Annotated in this window: 21 protein-coding genes and 1 tRNA gene; 10 read left to right on the top strand and 12 right to left on the bottom strand. The window is 45.0% G+C overall.

The window, feature by feature from the left end; genetic code table 11:
* Positions 1–56 precede the first annotated feature (56 nt).
* The 10 genes from priS to FKV42_RS08795 all read left to right on the top strand — a co-directional run bounded on the left by priS (position 57) and on the right by FKV42_RS08795 (position 6,844).
* Positions 57–1,229, top strand: a complete 1,173-nt coding sequence (gene priS / locus FKV42_RS08840) for a DNA primase catalytic subunit PriS (RefSeq protein WP_154809856.1) — start codon at positions 57–59, stop codon at positions 1,227–1,229.
* Complete coding sequence (locus FKV42_RS08835) at positions 1,219–1,917, top strand: hypothetical protein (protein ID WP_154809855.1); 699 nt, start codon at positions 1,219–1,221, stop codon at positions 1,915–1,917. The genes priS and FKV42_RS08835 overlap by 11 nt, the downstream gene beginning before the upstream one ends.
* 27 nt (positions 1,918–1,944) lie before the next feature.
* Entirely contained in the window at positions 1,945–2,223 is a 279-nt protein-coding gene (locus FKV42_RS08830; RefSeq protein WP_154809854.1) for a 50S ribosomal protein L44e, read from the top strand.
* Between the two features lie 5 nt (positions 2,224–2,228).
* A complete protein-coding gene (locus FKV42_RS08825; RefSeq protein ID WP_023845697.1) occupies positions 2,229–2,408 on the top strand; it encodes a 30S ribosomal protein S27e in 180 nt (59 codons plus the stop codon).
* A 16-nt stretch (positions 2,409–2,424) separates the two neighbouring features.
* Positions 2,425–3,222, top strand: coding sequence for a translation initiation factor IF-2 subunit alpha (locus FKV42_RS08820; protein WP_154809853.1), 798 nt, complete (start codon positions 2,425–2,427; stop codon positions 3,220–3,222).
* 6 nt (positions 3,223–3,228) lie between these two features.
* Positions 3,229–3,393, top strand: coding sequence for an RNA-protein complex protein Nop10 (locus FKV42_RS08815; RefSeq protein WP_154809852.1), 165 nt, complete (start codon positions 3,229–3,231; stop codon positions 3,391–3,393).
* Positions 3,390–4,166, top strand: coding sequence for a proteasome assembly chaperone family protein (locus FKV42_RS08810; RefSeq protein WP_154809851.1), 777 nt, complete (start codon positions 3,390–3,392; stop codon positions 4,164–4,166). The genes FKV42_RS08815 and FKV42_RS08810 overlap by 4 nt, the downstream gene beginning before the upstream one ends.
* Positions 4,167–4,171: 5 nt before the next feature.
* Positions 4,172–5,392: a TIGR00375 family protein gene (locus tag FKV42_RS08805; RefSeq protein WP_154809850.1), complete on the top strand. Its 1,221-nt coding sequence runs from the start codon at positions 4,172–4,174 to the stop codon at positions 5,390–5,392.
* A gap of 49 nt (positions 5,393–5,441) precedes the next feature.
* A tRNA-Ser gene (locus tag FKV42_RS08800) sits at positions 5,442–5,557 on the top strand.
* 78 nt (positions 5,558–5,635) lie between these two features.
* Positions 5,636–6,844, top strand: a complete 1,209-nt coding sequence (locus tag FKV42_RS08795) for a tyrosine-type recombinase/integrase (RefSeq protein ID WP_154809849.1) — start codon at positions 5,636–5,638, stop codon at positions 6,842–6,844.
* Here FKV42_RS08795 and FKV42_RS08790 read toward each other — a convergent pair.
* The 12 genes from FKV42_RS08790 to FKV42_RS08735 form a co-directional block, all read right to left on the bottom strand.
* A complete protein-coding gene (locus tag FKV42_RS08790; protein WP_154809848.1) occupies positions 6,827–9,568 on the bottom strand; it encodes a hypothetical protein in 2,742 nt (913 codons plus the stop codon). The genes FKV42_RS08795 and FKV42_RS08790 overlap by 18 nt on opposite strands.
* 8 nt (positions 9,569–9,576) lie before the next feature.
* On the bottom strand, positions 9,577–10,356 hold the full coding sequence (locus FKV42_RS08785) for a hypothetical protein (protein WP_154809847.1): 780 nt from the start codon (positions 10,354–10,356) through the stop codon (positions 9,577–9,579).
* 144 nt (positions 10,357–10,500) lie between these two features.
* On the bottom strand, positions 10,501–11,400 hold the full coding sequence (locus FKV42_RS08780; RefSeq protein WP_154809846.1) for a hypothetical protein: 900 nt from the start codon (positions 11,398–11,400) through the stop codon (positions 10,501–10,503).
* The gene (locus FKV42_RS08775; protein ID WP_154809845.1) at positions 11,400–12,059 is read right to left on the bottom strand and encodes a hypothetical protein; all 660 of its coding nucleotides are present in this window, start codon (positions 12,057–12,059) and stop codon (positions 11,400–11,402) included. The genes FKV42_RS08780 and FKV42_RS08775 overlap by 1 nt, the downstream gene beginning before the upstream one ends.
* Positions 12,056–13,507 carry a hypothetical protein gene (locus tag FKV42_RS08770; RefSeq protein ID WP_154809844.1) on the bottom strand — a complete coding sequence of 484 codons (1,452 nt, stop codon included), beginning with the start codon at positions 13,505–13,507 and terminating at the stop codon, positions 12,056–12,058. Before FKV42_RS08770 ends, FKV42_RS08775 begins: the two co-directional genes overlap by 4 nt.
* Positions 13,507–13,839, bottom strand: a complete 333-nt coding sequence (locus FKV42_RS08765; RefSeq protein WP_154809843.1) for a hypothetical protein — start codon at positions 13,837–13,839, stop codon at positions 13,507–13,509. The genes FKV42_RS08770 and FKV42_RS08765 overlap by 1 nt, the downstream gene beginning before the upstream one ends.
* The gene (locus tag FKV42_RS08760) at positions 13,836–16,028 is read right to left on the bottom strand and encodes a phage tail tape measure protein (RefSeq protein WP_154809842.1); all 2,193 of its coding nucleotides are present in this window, start codon (positions 16,026–16,028) and stop codon (positions 13,836–13,838) included. Before FKV42_RS08760 ends, FKV42_RS08765 begins: the two co-directional genes overlap by 4 nt.
* Before the next feature lies 1 nt (position 16,029).
* Positions 16,030–16,296 carry a hypothetical protein gene (locus FKV42_RS08755; protein WP_154809841.1) on the bottom strand — a complete coding sequence of 89 codons (267 nt, stop codon included), beginning with the start codon at positions 16,294–16,296 and terminating at the stop codon, positions 16,030–16,032.
* Complete coding sequence (locus FKV42_RS08750) at positions 16,293–16,652, bottom strand: hypothetical protein (protein WP_154809840.1); 360 nt, start codon at positions 16,650–16,652, stop codon at positions 16,293–16,295. The genes FKV42_RS08755 and FKV42_RS08750 overlap by 4 nt, the downstream gene beginning before the upstream one ends.
* A gap of 2 nt (positions 16,653–16,654) precedes the next feature.
* Positions 16,655–17,449 (bottom strand): hypothetical protein, encoded by a 795-nt coding sequence (locus FKV42_RS08745; RefSeq protein WP_154809839.1) that lies wholly within the window; start codon positions 17,447–17,449, stop codon positions 16,655–16,657.
* Positions 17,450–17,453: 4 nt separating this feature from the next.
* Complete coding sequence (gene gp17 / locus FKV42_RS08740; RefSeq protein WP_154809838.1) at positions 17,454–17,834, bottom strand: tail completion protein gp17; 381 nt, start codon at positions 17,832–17,834, stop codon at positions 17,454–17,456.
* The gene (locus tag FKV42_RS08735; protein WP_154809837.1) at positions 17,831–18,190 is read right to left on the bottom strand and encodes an HK97-gp10 family putative phage morphogenesis protein; all 360 of its coding nucleotides are present in this window, start codon (positions 18,188–18,190) and stop codon (positions 17,831–17,833) included. The genes gp17 and FKV42_RS08735 overlap by 4 nt, the downstream gene beginning before the upstream one ends.
* Positions 18,191–18,260 lie beyond the last annotated feature (70 nt).

The raw sequence follows: 18,260 nt of genomic DNA, 5'->3' as shown, positions 1-18,260 counted from the left end.
CATAAAGCAGATGTAATATCAAAGCACGATTGCAAAATAGGAGCTACAGGCATAAGATGGATGAAAGGACAAGACAGTTCGTGGTATCTGCATTCCAGAACTATTATTCTACAGCAGACATAAAGTTACCACCAGATTTCACTTCAAGAGAATGGGGGTTCATTGAGTTTACCAGCGGACAGGATACTTTCATGAAAAGACACCGTGCATTTGGTTCCGAGGGAGAGCTTCATGATTACTTACGAGGAATCGGACCTGCACATGCTTATTATTCTGTTGCATACTACGAATATCCAGGCGCTCCTAAAATGAAGGAAAAGAACTGGCTTAAAGCCGACCTTATTTTTGATATTGATTCTGACCACCTGCCCGGAGGAATAAATTCCTACGCTGATATGCTTGAGAAAGGAAAAAGGGAAACACTCAAACTTCTGGAGTTCCTGATGGATGATTTCGGGTTCAGAGAAGAACAGGTGCATGCTGTGTTCTCAGGAGGCAGAGGTTATCACTTCCACATTAGTGAAGAGTCTGTACTATCACTGGGAAGTGCGGAGAGAAGGGAAATCGTTGACTATGTCAGTTCAAAGGGACTGAATCTTGAAAAGATATTTTCCAAGAAGGATATTTCCGGTGATGCCGGAGCAGAATCTGCCAAGATGTCAGTTTTTCCTTCCGAAGATGAAGGGGGTTGGGGTGGACGGATCAACCGCTATCTAATATCATATCTTAGTTCAATTGCAAAAGATGAAGATGCAGTAAAGATACTAAGCGGATTCAAAGGAATTGGAAAAACCACAGCAGAAAAACTTGTGGATACTTTTAAGGATGAATCAAGGGTTGCTGCTTTGAAGAAAGGAAAAATGGATGCTCTTGGAGGCATCAAAAAAGATATTCTTATGACCATTGTCAATCAGGGCGTTGAACAGATGGCAGCCTGTGTTGATGAACCTGTCACTGCGGATATTAAGAGACTTATCAGGCTTCCTGGCTCACTTCACGGCAAGTCAGGGATGAAAGTTACAGCCCTTTCGATTGATGAACTTGAAACTTTTGAACCTTTGAATGATGCAGTTGTCTTTGGGGACAAGTCGGTAAAAATAAAAGTAATAAAACCGTTTGCTGTGCAGATGAAAGGGAAGGACCTCATGGTCGAGGAAGGCATACAGGAAGTTCCTGAATATGCCGCAATATACCTTATGTGCAGAGGTGTTGCAGAATATGGACGGTAATGAGCTTAAGACCGTACTAAGGGAAGAGGGTAGTTCTACACTCAAATCGTTACATCCGGGTTTCTACAAAGATGTTGAGAAATATCTCAAGGAGCTGGAAGAAGAACTATCCAAAATAGATAATCCTCGCTCAGTTGAGTCTAAGATGCTTGATAACGAATTGCAGAGTGCAATTACCGATATTGAAATAGTATTCATGCGTCGCATACGTAAGATAATAGACTATGCAAGAACTAACGCATTTTCCAGCATGCCACCTTCCCAGGATATGAGCAAATTACTGCCTGAAGAGAAAAAAGTATACGATGCAGTGCTTACAGCAATTAATTCCGCTCGTGCCGAGTTACTGGTACCTATCCTCGATCCGCAGGCGGCAGGAAGAAAGAATAAAAAGGATACAGCACAAAATAATAAAGTTGATGCTACCGGGAAAGTAGCAAATGCTGACGATGCCGATGTTCCTGAACATATGAATGCGGACATGCCATCTGAGACCGGCAATAAAGATGAAATAGGCAAAAGTAATATAAATAAAGAATTCGTTGTTGTGCGAATACTGGAGGACCTGCCTACTTTCAAGGCTATGGATAATCGCAATTACACATTACATGCCGAAGATGTTGTCGTTTTACCTACCCTGAATGCAAAGGGATTGATCAAACGCAACGTGGCACAAATAATCCTGTAAAATTAATAACATATTTAGGTGAAGATAATGAGGATTCCAAAGAGATTTAAAACACACTGCCCTTCATGCAAAAAACACACAGAGCATGTGGTTGAGAGAGTGAAGAAGGGTAAGGCATCAACACTTACACGTATTGAGAGACAGAAGAAACGCCAGACTGGAATTGGAAACAGTGGAAAATTCTCAAAAGTTCCTGGTGGAGACAAGCCAACGAAGAGAATATGGCTCAGGTACAGGTGCACAGAATGTAACAAGGCACATCAGAGACCATGCTTCAGGGCAAAGAAATTCGACTTCGCAGAGTGATTATTATGATTAACAAACCAAAGAGCAGATTCTTACGCGTAAAATGCAATGATTGTGAGAACGAGCAGGTAATTTTCGGCAGTGCAAGCCGCAAGGTAACATGCCTTGTATGCGGAAGGACACTTGCAGAACCTACCGGCGGCAAGTCAACAATCACAACACACATACTCGAAGTACTCGAGTAGATCAAAGTGATTTATAATGGATGATAACAACTGGCCTGAAAGTGGGGACTTTGTTGTCTGTACCGTAAAGAATGTTACTGACTTCGGTGCATACACAACCCTTGAAGAATTCGATGGAAAAGAAGGTTTTATCCACATATCGGAGATTAAGGCCGGATGGGTCAAATACGTAAGGGACCACGTGCGCGAAGGGCAGAAGGTAGTCTGCAAAGTTCTGAATGTGGACCCCTCACGTCGCCACATCGACCTGTCCCTTAAAGATGTCAACGAGCACCAGAAACGTGCAAAGATACAGGACTGGAAGAACGAACAGAAAGCATTCAAGTGGCTTCAGTTCGTATCAGAGGAAACCGGAACCAGCAAGGATGAAATCGACAAGATCAAACCAAAATTGCTGGACAGTTTTGGCAGTCTTTATTCTGCATTCGAAGAAGCAGCCATGAGTGGTGAAGACGCTTTTAACGATGTAAAAATGAAGAAAAAGATTGTCACAAGCATTGTAAAGGTTGCTCAGAGCAATATAAAACTGCCATTTGTAGACATTGCCGGATACATAGACCTCAATTGTTACCTGCCTGACGGAATAGAGATCATAAAAATGGCTCTTGAAGCAGGGAACGAAATAGAGGAAGAAGGAGTTAAAGTAGACATCAGTTATACCGGTGCACCAAGATACAGAATCAAGGTAATTGCTCCTGACTACAAGAAAGCTGAATCCGTGCTTAAAAAGTCCTCAACAGCAGCTATTGATACTATTGAAAAGCTTGGTGGAAAAGGCGAATTCCACAGGCATAACGACACCGTTAAGGCGTGAGACCCTTTGGGACAGAAGATCTTCAAATGCAGGAATTGCGGCAGATATACTTTGGAAGCAGTCTGCCCGAAATGTGGATCAGATACATTCAGGCCACAACCTGCAAGATTTTCCCCACTGGATCCTTATGGCAAATATCGCAGGATAGCAAGAAGGGAGGGTAACCTGTGAAGGAAATAGAAGTAATAAACATAAAAGAAGATGTGGAGCTTAACAATCCGGTGCTAATAGTAGGACTGCCGGGAGTAGGACACGTCGGAAAACTTGTTGCTGAACATCTGGTAGAAGAGCTTGAAGCAGAGAAACTTCTGGAAATATATTCCCATCATTTTCCACCGCAGGTTCTTGTTGATGAGAACAGTGAAATTCAGCTTGTGAATAACGAGATGTTTGTTTGCCACACGGAAAAACACGACATTGTTGCATTAATTGGAGACCATCAGAGTTCTTCAACTGAAGGTCATTACAAACTTTGTACACTTTACCTTGAACTTGCAATGGAATTCGGAATAAAGAGAATATACACTCTTGGAGGATTCCCTACAGGACAACTTACCCATACTGACGAAGTACTCGGAGCAGTCAATAATATTGAACTTATTGACGAACTTAAAGAATACGGAGTCAACTTTAAGGAGAACGAGCCCGGAGGAGGAATCGTAGGAGCATCCGGCCTTCTGTTAGGGCTTAGCAAGTTTAAGAAAATAGATGCTGCTTGTCTTATGGGGCTTACTTCAGGTTACCTTGTAGATCCGAAGAGTGCGCAGTCACTTCTCAAAGTAATATGCAAGATATTTGACATTGACATCGATGTTGGTCCACTTGAAGAGCGTGCCAAGGAAATGGAAAAGATAGTTGCAAGGCTTAAGGAAGTTGAGCAGCAACAGAAAGGCATGCCAGAAATGAGCACCGTAAAAGATGAAGACCTGAGATACATTGGCTAATCAAAATGCTGATCAATGCCGACCTTCACCTGCATTCCAAATATTCAATGGCCTGTTCGAATAAAATGGAACTGCCAGTAATGGCAGAAGAAGCGGCCAAAAAAGGCGTAGATCTGGTTGCAACAGGAGATTGCACCCACCCCCTGTGGCTAAAGGAAATAAAAAAAGCATCAATTGATGATGAAACGATAGCCATCGGGAAAACTAATTTTATAGTAACTACTGAAATAGAGGATAGCAGCCGCGTTCATCATCTGTTATTGCTACCCTCAATATCCAAGGCAGAAGAACTTGCAGAAAGGATCAGCAAGTACTGCAACCTTGAAGCAGATGGCCGTCCAACTGTAAGACTCAACGGCTGTGAGATAGCTGAGATTGCAAAAGATATAGAAGCACTCATTGGACCATGCCATGCATTTACTCCCTGGACAGCACTCTACGCATACCATGATTCCCTAAAAAGCTGTTATGGAGATATGACAGACTACATTTCATTCCTTGAACTCGGACTTAGTGCTGACACCGATTACGCTGACAGAATAGAAGAACTTCATAGACTTACTTTTCTCTCAAATTCTGATGCTCATTCGCCCTGGTCCAACAAACTGGCAAGAGAGTTCAACCAGATAAATGTCCCAGAACCATCCTTTGAAGGACTGCGAAAAGCCATTCTCAGGGAAGAAGGATATGGAGTCACATATAATGCAGGTTTTTATCCACAGGAAGGAAAATACAACGAATCTGCATGTATCAAGTGCTACACACATTATTCACTGGAACAATGCCAGGAATTGAAATGGAAGTGCAGCAATTGTGGTGGCCTTATTAAAAAGGGAGTAAAGGACAGAGTCAATGAACTGGCAAATTTTGACACTCCAAAGCACCCACAGCACAGGCCTCCTTATATCCACCTGATGCCCCTTTCTGAAATAATAATGACAGCACTGGGACATGCCAGTATCAATACAAAAGGTGTCCAGACTGCATGGATAGGCCTGATGGAACGATATGGAAATGAACTCAACGTTCTTCTGAATGCAGAAATAGGTGAAATGGATTTCCTTGATAAACGTGTTTCAAATGCAATACTTGCCTTCCGGGAAAAAAAGCTCATAATTCATCCCGGCGGCGGTGGACAGTACGGTCATATCGAGATTCCAAAAGAAACTGCTGATAAAGAAGAAATAACTCCTAAAAAGAGCCAGCGTTCCCTTTTTGACTTCTAGAGTTTTCCTCGATAGCTTTTTAAGATATTACAGCCTTCAAACCCAATGTGCCGAGGTGGCAGAGCGGACTAATCCGACGGCTGTTTTGCCCCGGAGTCCAAACGCGACCGGCTCGAGACCGGTTTCTCCGGGAGGAGTGCTTGGGTTCGAATCCCAACCTCGGCGTAAAAACTACAGTTAAAAGCCCAACACTTTCACCCTGCTTATTTTCATAATATATGCTGGGAAGAGGAAGTAGTGGATATGGGACTGTACAACTATAAGAAAAGTATTCAAACTGCTGAACAAAGGATAATAGAAGCAGATTATTCACAAAAGAACAAGGACACTATTTTTGCTTTTGTGAACGTATTGTACGCAGAGGGTCTTTCCGATGCAAGAATTCTCAAATACCTTAGTCAATTGAACATACTCAGCAAGAATTTTGACAAGGATTTCGATGAGATTACAATGAGCGATATGTATCGCTTTTTGGCAGAGCTGGAAAGATCTGATAAGAAGCCATGGACTAAACAGGGATATAAAGTCACAATCAAACGTTTCTTCCGCTGGCTCAATGGTGGGAAAGAACCAGAAATGACCGAGTGGATTAAGACCCCTATCAAACAATCGGATCAAATGCTCCCAGAGGAACTACTTACAGAAGAGGAGTGTATGAGTATGATTGACTGTGCCAACCACCCACGAGATAAAGCAATTGCTGCAAGCTGGTATGATGCAGGAGCTCGTGTGGGTGAAATCGGTGAAGCAAAAATAAAGCACGTTGTCTTCGATGAAGTTGGTGCTTTTGTGATGGTTAAAGGGAAAACTGGCATGAGAAGAGTGAGATTGGTTTTCAGTGCACCGTACATTGCCAAATGGCTGGACATTCATCCTCTTAGAGACGACCCAGATGCTCCATTATGGGTGAACATTGGTCACAGAAACTTCGGAAAGGAAATGAAGTATGGAGCTATCCGAATGGTGATTAAAAGGACAGCAAAGAAAGCGGGTATTAAGAAGAGGGTTTACAACCATCTTTTTCGACATTCCCGAGCAACCGATTATGCAGGCTTCATGTCACAGGCACAGCTTGAGATGCATATGGGATGGAAGCACGGGACAAGGATGTCTGGAACATATCTTCATCTTCAGGGTGCTCAGGTTGACAACACTATTCTTGAACACTATGGACAGAAGGAAAAGCAGGATAAGGTTTCGGAGCTTACTCCTCGAAAATGCTCTCGTTGCAAGACCACGAACGGTCCAACATCTGATTTCTGCAGCAGTTGTGGAATGGCTCTTAATGCAGCTGCAGCAACAAATATCGATGGAATGCAACAACTGGGTATGCAATTGCTTCTTGAGATTGGTGCAAAAGATCCAAAGGATGCTCAGGAATTACAGAGCTATTTGGGGAAATTGAAGGAAGCATTGTATGATAGCGCTTCAACCTCAATAAGTGACGAGTGAATCAACATGGGCCACGGACTTGCATAGTGGTGCCTTCCAGAACTGCAGGTCCTGGTTTGTCGGGTTCCCTGTAGTGGCATCCGCTGCTTCTGGTGTTCCATATCCCTGAAGGGACAGGTTCGTAGTCTTGCCTGCTACCTGTAATATCAGGTGCCTCTTGTCGTAATAGGCATCCTTTACAAATACCTGATAGAAGCCTGTGTCTGAATTCACTGCACCCATCGTATCCCTTCCAAACACGTATGTGCTCTCAAGGATCACTTTTGTTCCGTTTTGTATCGGGTCGCCATTCTGATCTATAACATAGCCAGACATAACCACTCCTACGGTCGATTCTGACCATGATGTTGACAAAGGCAGGAGCCGGAGATAGAAATAGACGGTCTCCAGTATCTCTATTTTATGGAATATCGGTGTGTGCATACCATCTGAGCTGAACATTATCTTCAGCTTGTAGTATTTCCCCTGATAGCCTGCGTTATTCATGACCTTGTAACCTGCACCATAGGACGTGGAACTTGTGCCGTCCGGCCCGATCCAGCCTGAGTTCGGTGTTCCGTTTTGGTCATCACTGATATAAATCTGTGCCCTTGTGTCACAGCCTGATGCTTCTGTAATTGACAAATAGAACAGGTCCAGGGACTTGTTATGCTCCTTCCACAGATACCAGGGCATCTCAATTAATCCAGTTAACGGATACCGGGTTATCTTGATATTGCTTACTGTTATGCCTTCTGAGTATTCTGTCGGTGTCGTGTAATTTGCCTTACACCTGATCCTGAAGTGCAACTTGGTCGTAGTCATAGCGACCACCTGACCTGTCCCACTTGTTACTCCGTTCTTTGACCACACCACAGTTCCATCTGCATCCAGAAGCTCCAGTATGAAGTAACTCGAGTTGATATTCACATCATAATCAAACTCAACTGATAGAAAACCTGATTCTTGCCATATGAAGCCATGATTCGGATAGTTACTATCTATCACCGTGTATGTAGTGTCTGCCAACAGATCTATTTTCAGCTCTTTATTGCCTGCATCAACGGTGCCATTGCACGACAGGAACCCGTCATCCTCATCAATTTCTGTTGAATAGTTCGGTTCAATTTCCTCTTTCTCTAGTTCAAAGGTATTGTTATTGAACACCACTCCGCTTGTGATGCAGCCATATACAAAATCTGTAGCATCAAACACTTCTTTGTTAATCCTGTATGTGCTCAGGCCAATCTCACCAGTCTTGTTGTCCACGTCTGCGGTGTGCTCCAATGACACCTCTATGTCTGTCGTTAGAGCCGAGTGCAGCATCTCGTTTTTAGACCAATAAAAGAATTGACTGTCCGGTTGATTGGCCTGTGAACTCTCTATTACCAGTGGATGAAAATCAACCGGGACCAGCACTGTTGCGGGGTCCGTGTCCGGGAAACTGAGCAATCTGTGCTTTATCCACATGTCGAAATAATACCGGATAAAGTCAAATGAAGGAGTGTACTTTCCGTCACCGGTTAACCATACTTTCGTTCTCCAGTATTTGCCAGCAGCCGCTCCTGTCCATATTTTCCCTTTGTTGTCTGTATAATAAGTGCTCGATGTCCCGTCCGGACCTACAAATCCTGACGTGGATGCCAGACTGTCACCTACATCGATTTGAGCCTTCACTTGTGTATCAGCTGTGCCCAGTGTATAGCCAAGATCTATTATCCTCAAGGCTTTCATGAATTCCTTGTACTTGTAAACCGTCTGCTCAATGTAGCCTGAAGTCTTGTACCTGTCCAGCACCACGTTGCCTATGTACATGTGGTTGTCCCAAGGATCCACAGGCGAAGTCCAGACCGAAGGAGAATTCGGAGCAATGCACCTGACCCGGAATACACAGTAATCGTCTACAAAGGTAACCACATGGCCAGTGCCAGGAGCTGTCCCTGTCTTGCTCCACTTCACAGTACCTTCACTGTCCACAAGCTCTGCAATGAAGTACGATGAATTCAGCACTACATCATAGTCAAAGGTTATCTGGATAAAGCCGGATGCGATTATCTCAAACCCTTTGTTCATGTAGGTCTCATCCACCTTGTTGTAATCACTCTCGTCGGCCAGGTCCAGTTTCATGCTCATTGTAGAATTATCCAGAGTAAACATACCTGGCAGGAATCCATCATCTGTATCTACGTGGGATGAGTTCTCTGGATAGATGTCGATCTGCTCTGTCTGGAGCATGAACATATCGCCATCATAGTCCACGTTTAACGTAGTGACTCCTTCTGTGAATATCAGGTCATTCTCTGTTTCCTCTTCCAGCAGCATGGCCGGTGAAAATTCCCTTACACCAATCAGTCCTGTATTTGAATCCGGCTGGCTTGCATCTGATGACTCCAATGCAAGGGAACCACCTAACCCTTCATTCCAGCTCTCAAGCGTGAACTCATCACCAGTTGTCCCGCCTGTCACTGATACTGCCGATACACTCCGGATCCCTGTATCACCTGCATTGAGAGCAATTTCTATGTGACTGCCTGATGTCTTATAGGCTTCTACTGAAGTGCTAACGTCTGCTGTTTGTGAATTACCAAACTGGTCTACATAAGTAATAGTCACATCCAGAGGCGCATCGCCTATTGTGGCCTGTGGCACTATGAAACACCTGAATCCGCCTGAAGATATTGAATCTCCCACAGTGAATCCTGTGCCCACAACATAAGTTCCGAACACGACAGCATCAAATGCCATGCTTCACCTCATGCCACGTATTTCATAGCGAACGCCAGCACATTTGAATGGTCCGGAGATGTGAGCATCTTACACAGAAACTTCGTCGTTGCTCCATCTATGGCTATCACGTCCCCGTCCACCAGTCCTGCATCTATGGATAACCTGAAAAACAGCTCCGACTGATATATCGGAGTCTTGTTGTTCGCTGTATTGTGTATCACAGGCTTCATGAAATAGACTTTCCCGTTCCCGTTGCTTTTCCGAGCGTATGGCGTGTCATAGTAGAACTGTATGCCATCGTTTTCATCCCTGTCCTGGAATGAGAATGGCCTGGTCATCCTGTAATTTTCCAATCCAGAGTGTTCCCCAGTACCTGCCCACCATGCGTTTCTGGTAGTATAACAATAGAAATTAGTGAGGCCATCAGAATATTCTTTGGTGCCCATGTGCTCCATTACACAGATGAAACTTGACTGCCTGTCGTTGCTTGAAGGTTCTGGTTTGCCCATTACCACAAACCCTGTAGAATCCACCCACAGCCAATAATTTATCTGAAGGGTTGCCATGTCGGTGTACATATCATAAGACCAGTCCCTTCCCTCAAATCCAATAAATGTCTGGAATTTCGTGTCTCCCCAGGTATGGTTTATAGAGTCCCAAATTGATGTAAACGTAACCCTTAATCCCTGTGCACCAGTATCATTTCCCTGATACCTTATGGCTTCACTTGTCTTGTAGTTATGAACTTCCAGCGTCATCCAGATGTCTGCTGAATCTCCTGTATATTTTAAGCATCTTCTAGCCAACGTAGCTTCTGTGCTCCGATCAGTTGTATCCTAGGTCGCATCTCCTTCTACCCAGTTCACAGAAGATGCAATCAATGCATCAGCGATCTCATCCACGATGTCAGGTAATACTTTTGCTCCACTTGTAAATCCCATTTTTCCACCTCACTCTACATACTTTATTGCGTAGTTTACCCTGCCTGTGTTGTCTGGGGAGTCCATTCCTATACACAGGAACTTCGTTGTAGCTCCATCTATCGCTACTACATCACCATCCACAAGGCCGCCACCTTCTGAGAACATAAAGAACAGTTCGCTCTGACCTATGGGCATTGTCTCTGCCTGGTCGTTGAATATCAGGGGCTTTGCATAGTAGACCTTCCCGTTCCCATCGCTCTTGAACGCATGATAATCAGCGTGCCAGAACTGGATGCCTTCGGTGCTCCAGGAATTTGTATAAGTGAATGGCCTGCACATGTTATGACATCTTCCAAGAGAGTTCCCGGCAGTGTTCCTCCAGCCTTCGTAATTCAACTTCGTATAGTTGTAGAAATTCGTCAAGCCATCACTGTATTCTTTACTGGCAATCCTTTCTACCACAGTAATTGCTGAAACCTGCAAGTTATCAGTTGAGTTCGCTTCAGGTCTTGCCATCAATACAAATCCTGTAGAATCCACCCAACAATAATATGTTAGCTGAGTCGAGAAACAGTTAGTCACTGGCGTTGTGCTGCTTCTTCCAAAGAATGGAATGTAGGTATGATAGTCCATGTTCGGGTATGTGTGGTTCACCGAATCCCACGTTGAATGAAATGCAATCCTCAATCCTTTTGCCTGGTATGATGTACTATATACCCAATATGGTTGGTCATGGCATTCCAGGGTCAGATATATGTCATCTGTGGAGTGGTACAGACACCTTCTTGCGTTATTTGCACCTACCGTCCTGTCCGTGGTGTCCCATGTTGTGTCTCCATCCGTCCAGCCTTCTGCTATTAGCTTGTCAGCTATCTCATCTATCAAGTCTGCAAGCACCTTTGCTCCACTGTAAAACGTTCCTGCCATTAATCATCCACCTCCACGAACCATGATCCGTTCAAAATCGTTCCTCCATTGTTCAATTCATCACCCTCACGTGATATGTTCCCTACTACTGTTCCCGTGTTTATCTGCCCTAATGGAGAACCTGATTTTACCGTGGTCGTCCCACTGTCCACCGTATCTCCTGTCATCGCTACTTGCCTTTCTACTTCTGTGTCCTCGCAGTACACGATCTTACTCATAAATGACTTGCCGGACAGCACACTTCCATCCTCGTAAGCCCCGCTAAAAGTAGAACCATCGTAGGTCTTGAGCCTGAATGTTGGATCATTGCTGCTCCATATCTCCAGTTCCCAGTAGTAGCTGCCTGGTGCCATTGGATCAAATATCCAGTGAAGCACCTGTTCCTGGTCAACTTCCTTGAAGATAGTCTCGACATATTTCACTCCCTTTGCCGGAGAATCGTAGAGTCTTGCTACTAAATTCTTCCCACCCGCATCGTGTACCACTATTTTGATGCGACCAAAATAGTGTTCTGCCGTGAACGCTTGGCCAAAGCTGGTTGTGGTTTCATCCCATGCTGCTGTACCGCCTGTCCTTGTTTCTAGTTCCACTCCAGTCTCTGGTCTGACCTTGACGTAGACCATGTCCTGCTGTGAGCTTGTTATCTTGCCTACGCTCATTCTTCAGTGCTCCTTGTGAAGACTATCTTCTGTCCAGTTGGTACTTCGAATACCAGATCTTTGCCTGTGCTGGATGTCTTCACCTTAAATCCGTTCATATCCAGATCCTCTTCTGCAGGGTTACTGAAACCACCTCCTCCACCAGATACAATAACACGCTCATTGTTGATGGGTAGAACAATACTCTCATCAGAACCAAGCACCTTTGCAGTTATCGTACCTCCCCTGTTCAATGCAACAGATGCCGTGGACCCAGATTCAGGGAGTGTAGCCACACCGATTTCTGTGGATGCTTGCGATGCTAGCACGTCCATAATGATAGATTCCGTAATGTCCACGCTATTGGGTGACACCGAGTAGCCTTTCAGTCTGCTGTGGCTCAGGTCCCTGTCCGGAACACAAACAATGTGCACTTCAGAGGATGTGGCGGTTTTTACGTGAGAAATCTCAACTATCCTTACCCAGTTGACCCCGGTTATACCTACTGTGTAAAGTACATCTGTATATTCGGTCCAGCCATCGAACTTGACAAGCTGATACAGTTCAAGATCATGTCTTTTTGTAAGGGTTGCAGAAATCCTCTTTACAGGAAAATTGAATAAAGCGTAAAGCTCAGAAGCACGCTGGTCTGCACTGGCCTGGCTGGTGACGTATGGAGAAGGGTATTCCATGTACTCTCTGGGCTTCGCTGTTCCATTTGTGACATTGGAACTTTCCACTACTCCAGTGTACCAATTGCCGGAGGAATCGCACCCCTTGGCGATGATTCTGTTGTACTTATCATCGGAGGAGTTAGCCACCGTGATCTCAAGAATATCATTGTCCGTTTTCTCAAGTACTGCAGGCAATGGCAGGTCCAGACCATCTGTATCATCATCGATCTCTCCTGACCTGATGAAATATGCACTGGTAATCCAATTTGGTGATTGTTCGGTTCCTGCATTTCGCCACTTGATCTCGAAAATACAATTATAGTAGTCTGCAATCTCTGCGATGGCATCCAGTTTTGAAGTATCTGGATTGAAGATGAATTCCTTTTTTGTAATAGCAGAACCGGGAGAACGTATCTTGTATGGTTCCACGCCTGTCACTGTGGCCCAGTTGCTTCCACCAAACAAGTCCTCGATATAGACGATGATACTATCTGTATCGGCCAGTACCAGTTGTGACTCGGGCACAAACTGGCGAGATAAGAACCAGCGGAGGTCATAGGCATATATGTCAACTGCTTCTTCCACCAGTTTCAGATCATATGATTCATCCGGGGCCGTGATGCCACAAAACACTGCTTTGTTGTTCCCGGATTGGTCTTCCAGCTCAATAAGCACATCTGAATAGTTGACCGGGATGGAAACATCTACTATATGTGATTCCAGTTGCCAGAAAGCGTCCTTGATGGTTTTTGAAACTTTCAGGGATTCAAGAGGATATGCGTTCAAATCAACCATTATGCAGTATGCCTCCCAAAACTGATTGTGTACGTATACTTTCCACTACCCATGATCAGTTCCTTATACTTGAGCGGAGGAACAATGTAGCAGCTAGTGTACGAATCTGAGTCAATTACCAGTGTACCCGATGAGCCGAGTTTTCCCAGCAGTGTGGATATCTCGGAAAAAACCTCTGTGTAGCACTCAAACGTCCTGGCAAACTTCTGCTCAGGAGATGCCTGAATGTACGTTTTCCCGGAAAGCAAGGTAGTTTCCTTGAAAGGAGAATCAACCGAAATTTCCGTATCCCTTATCACAGATACAGGTGAACCATCGAAAGTGACAATCATATGCCATACCCCCGTTGAACACGTTTTTGCCTGTTGTATTTCTCCAAGTCATGGACAAACTTCTCGAAGGGGTAATCTGCAGAGAGGTTGACATTCTGGACCACGAACTCATCTCCTGCATATGTATTATTAGTGGTACTTGTGCTTGTAGAGAAAGATCCAGCTACATTGGTTAAACCCGATGCCAGCATTCCATCCATCTTTCCTATGGAGTTTTTGAGTGGAGATACAAAGAACGCATCCCAGTTTGGTAACTCGGATAATGGCCCAACTTCTGCGGGACTATGAGGGAGGTATCTGGAAATGCCGGAAAATACGTCTGAGACCGTAGATGTCAACGGATTTACCATCGACTTTATTCCGTTGATGAAGTTCTGTATCAGGTCCTTTCCTGATTTATAGAAACTGCTGCCAGCTGATGAGAATATCGAAAGTATAGGCTCCAATGCACTCGATATTATGGAATACAAGAAATCCATACTATTCTTGGCAATATTCTGCAATGTCTGCCATGCACCTGCCCAATCTCCCGTGAGTATTTGTGCAAATAATAGAATTAGGTTGAGTATCTGGCCAAGAACGTATTCAAATGTTTTCAGAACCAGTGGCATCCAGACCATCACATTATCGACTACATAGTCTGCAATGTATGAGACCAATGTCCCGAGAGCAGTTGTTATAACAGCCACAGCAGATGTGATCGTATCTCCATTCTCTGTCCACCAATCACTTATTCTGTTCATAGCATTTGACACAAAGTCCTGTACAATGGAAATGAGCGGTTCAACCGCAGTACGGATGTTTTCCAGTGTATCCATAACCACTGGAGATACTTTGTCCCAGCTCTTCCATATCAGAATAGCACCCAGTGCAAGAGCAGCAATTGCAATTCCCACAGGACCTGTAATGACTGCAACCAAACCACTCAAAGCTCCAGCCAGACCGGCACCACCGAGAAAGGTTGTTATTGTTCCGATAGCACCTATAGCAGAACCTGCTACAATCAGCACTGGTCCAATGGCTGCAGCTATGGCTGCTACTGCTACAATGACCTTGAGTATCGGTTTTGGAATTCCAGATACAACGTTGAGAATCTCAATGAAGGCACTGACCAGTGGCATGAGCCCATCGGCAACTACATCTCCGAAGGTTATCATGACATCTTGAAGTGCAGATTTAAGCTCACGTATAGCTCCTCCTGGTCCACCTTCCATTTCCTCTGCCATTTTAGCTGCAGCACCAGCAGAGTTCTCGAGCAATTTTGTTTGATCATAGATGGCATCTGACCCTACGGATAACAATGCAACCATACCAGGCCCTGCTTCCTGTCCAAAGAGTGACATGGCATCTGCTGTGGACAGACCAACTTTGCTTAGTGTTCCAATGATGTCTGTGAAAGACTGTGTGGTGGGATCCACGTCTGCGAGGGTTAGCTGGTATTTCTCCAGCACTCCGGCAACTTCAGCTGTTGGATCTGCAAGCCGTGTCAAAGCACCTCGTAGTGCAGTACCAGCTCGGCTTCCTTGAACACCTGCATCTGACATTTTTCCGATGATGGCAGCAGTCTCTTCCATGGATATCCCCATTGCAGCAGCAAGGGGAGCAACATAGGACATTGCCTGTCCAAGTTGAGTAATATCGGTGTTAGAGGAAGCAGATGCTTTGGCAAGGACATCTGCTACCCTTCCGGCTTCACTCGCCTGCAGATTAAAACCAGTAAGCACATTTGATGCGATATCTGAAGCAGTACCAAGGTCAATGGCTCCTGCTGCAGCAAGGCTAAGCATATAGTCGATGGATTCCATTACCTCTGAAGTGGAGAAACCCGCCATCGCAAGATACTGCATACCTTCGGCAGCTTCACTTGCAGAGAAACGGGTCGTTCGGCCAAGTTCTCTGGCAAGGTCTGTCATCTGCTTAAACTCCTCACCTGTAGCTCCAGAGATGGCTTTGACCTTTCTCATGGAATCATCGAAAGAGGAAGCTGTATGGAATGCCACGGCTCCAAGTCCCAGGACAGGAGCTGTAACATATGCAGAGAGCGTTTTTCCGGCAGATGTCATCTGTTTGCCAGTTTCCTGAAACTTCTTTCCCATCTGGCTGGCCTGTGAACTCACCTCATCAAATGCCTTCTTGATCTGGCTCACATCTCCGATGATCGAAACAATGAGTTCACCGATGGAAGTCATATCAACCTCTTTTTATCTTGTTACCGTACAGCTCGTAGAATCGTTTTAGGTCTGGTTTATCGCCAGAATCCGTTTCTGACACATTTTCCTGTCCATTCAAAGCCTCTCCAAGCACACCCCAGAAAACCCTGGCCTGCATCTCAACTGCATGGATTCCTTTTTCGTAATAGAGCATGACCTGGTCAGTGGACATTTGGTCCAGAAGATGGTCAGGACTGGCCCAGGAATACATAATTCCCATCTGGGCAAATATGTCCCCGATGGTCACTGACAGTTTTTTTCAGTATCCTCTGCAGGCTTGATCTCCTCCAGTTTTTGGATGATCGGCTCCAGGACAAATTTCGAGAACTCAACGAGAGTGAACATGTCCACATTATCCATGAGCCAGTCCGCAGTTATCTTTGGATTCGAACGCTGACAGGCAGTTGCAACCACCTCGACAAAACTCTCGATGTTCTTGCCGTTCTCAAGATTTTGTATCTTCTCCGGAGAGTCTGTCATATCGATGAGCTTCAGGGTTGCACGTGTTGAGAATACTGAAACATCAACTTCTTCTCCTCCTATCCTTGCAACACGCTTCACTGGTGCAATAGTATCGAAATCCTTCATGATATCAGAGCTCATGTTCAGACCCCCTGCTCATCGTAGATCTCATACAGCTGGTCACCTGCTGTTCTGCTAACATCCAGCACTCCTTTCATCTTCATATGTGGCATTGCAGGATCGTCTCCATCGTCTGCAGGGAACTCGATGTTCTGGCCTTCGTTGACCGTGGCCTTGTAGAGTGTGATGCGGAATATCTTATCGTTCTCATCGGTATTGGTGATGCGAACCACACGATCTGATATCGTAGTCTTACCACCGCTTGTAAGAGTGGCAGCAGAGCTGGGAGTATAGGAATAATCTACCTTGATACCTTCACCGTCAGAGATGACCGTAGAATCTGATATCCTGGCAATGCAGGTGTACCCATCGCTGTCGACTGCTACAACGTAGTCGGTGTTCCTGACAGCTGCATTATCAGATGCATCGGTGACCACAATACTGGAAACTTCAGTCCCATCTCCATTCATATGATCGAGCTTTACAAAATCAGTGCCTTCAAGAGTATGTGTTTCATCTGTCACAGATACAGGTGTTCCTGCAACCGTGGAATATGTGTCCAGGTCACCTCTTATGGTGTTTAGGTTTTCCAGGTCCACTTCCATCATGTCACATTCAATGTATGCAACATGTTCCTTAATGCCAACCTTCACGATACCGGCATTATCGGATTTTACCTCGACATCCTCCCATTCTTCCTTGAACACTGCATTACGGATGGCGCCGATATTGATAAGCGATCCGATGGTTGTGCCTATCTCCAGTTTTCCGGATCCAAACCGGATGGCATTTGAGTTCTGTACGGTTGTTTGTGCCATATTATTACCTCATGTGTATGATCTTGAAATCTATCGGAATGTGAAAAATGCCAGAACCATCCTCTATAGCATCATGCGAATCAAGGTACGCTATTTGCTTGATGGGATTCCCATCAGCCACACCTTTATACCGGTTCAGACATTCGATGATGGCATCTGATAACTGCTGTACCTGGGCATATGTCCCGGACCAGCAGGAGAACTGATACCTTGGAGTGGCAAAACCGGTCACGTGATCAATTGGATTGCTGATCTTGTGGATGGATATCGCGGGCATTTGGCAATCAAGCGGCAATCTCAATGGGTAGATCCTGTTGCTGACAAGACCTGTCACTGAACTGTCCTGCAATAGCAGATTTCGAAGAGCTCCATGAACAGATGTCATTTGTACTTCCTGATCACTTGCTGAAGCTTGATGCTGATCGCCTTTTCGATCTCGTCGGTGTTCTCATCCAGAGCAGGTCTGAGGAACGGTCGTGGTTGCTGGTGGTATCTCCTTCCCAGGGAATCGGTATCATTGAATCCCTTCTCAAGACGCATTGCGTAGTTCATGGTGGAACCGACCATCACCTCACACCTTTCGTTCGACTTTTCAACAGATACAGGGTTGACCTCTGCAAGATTGCGGAACAGGTTACCTGTTATCCTGTGTGGGAAATCATCACCACCCTTTCTGGAATTCTCCTGGGCAGCCCTTACAACAACATCTCCTCCTGCAAGCACCCCCCCCCTCCAGGACATCAGCAATGTCCTTGCCAAGTTCCTGCAGGTTCTTTTGCAGCTTTTCCATTCCTTTAACTTTTACCTGGAA

It is taken from the genome of Methanolobus vulcani (assembly GCF_006546655.1).
Classification (GTDB): domain Archaea; phylum Halobacteriota; class Methanosarcinia; order Methanosarcinales; family Methanosarcinaceae; genus Methanolobus; species Methanolobus vulcani_A.
The sequence above is the reverse complement of the archived record's forward strand: the minus strand, read 5'-3'. Positions and strand labels throughout refer to the sequence as shown.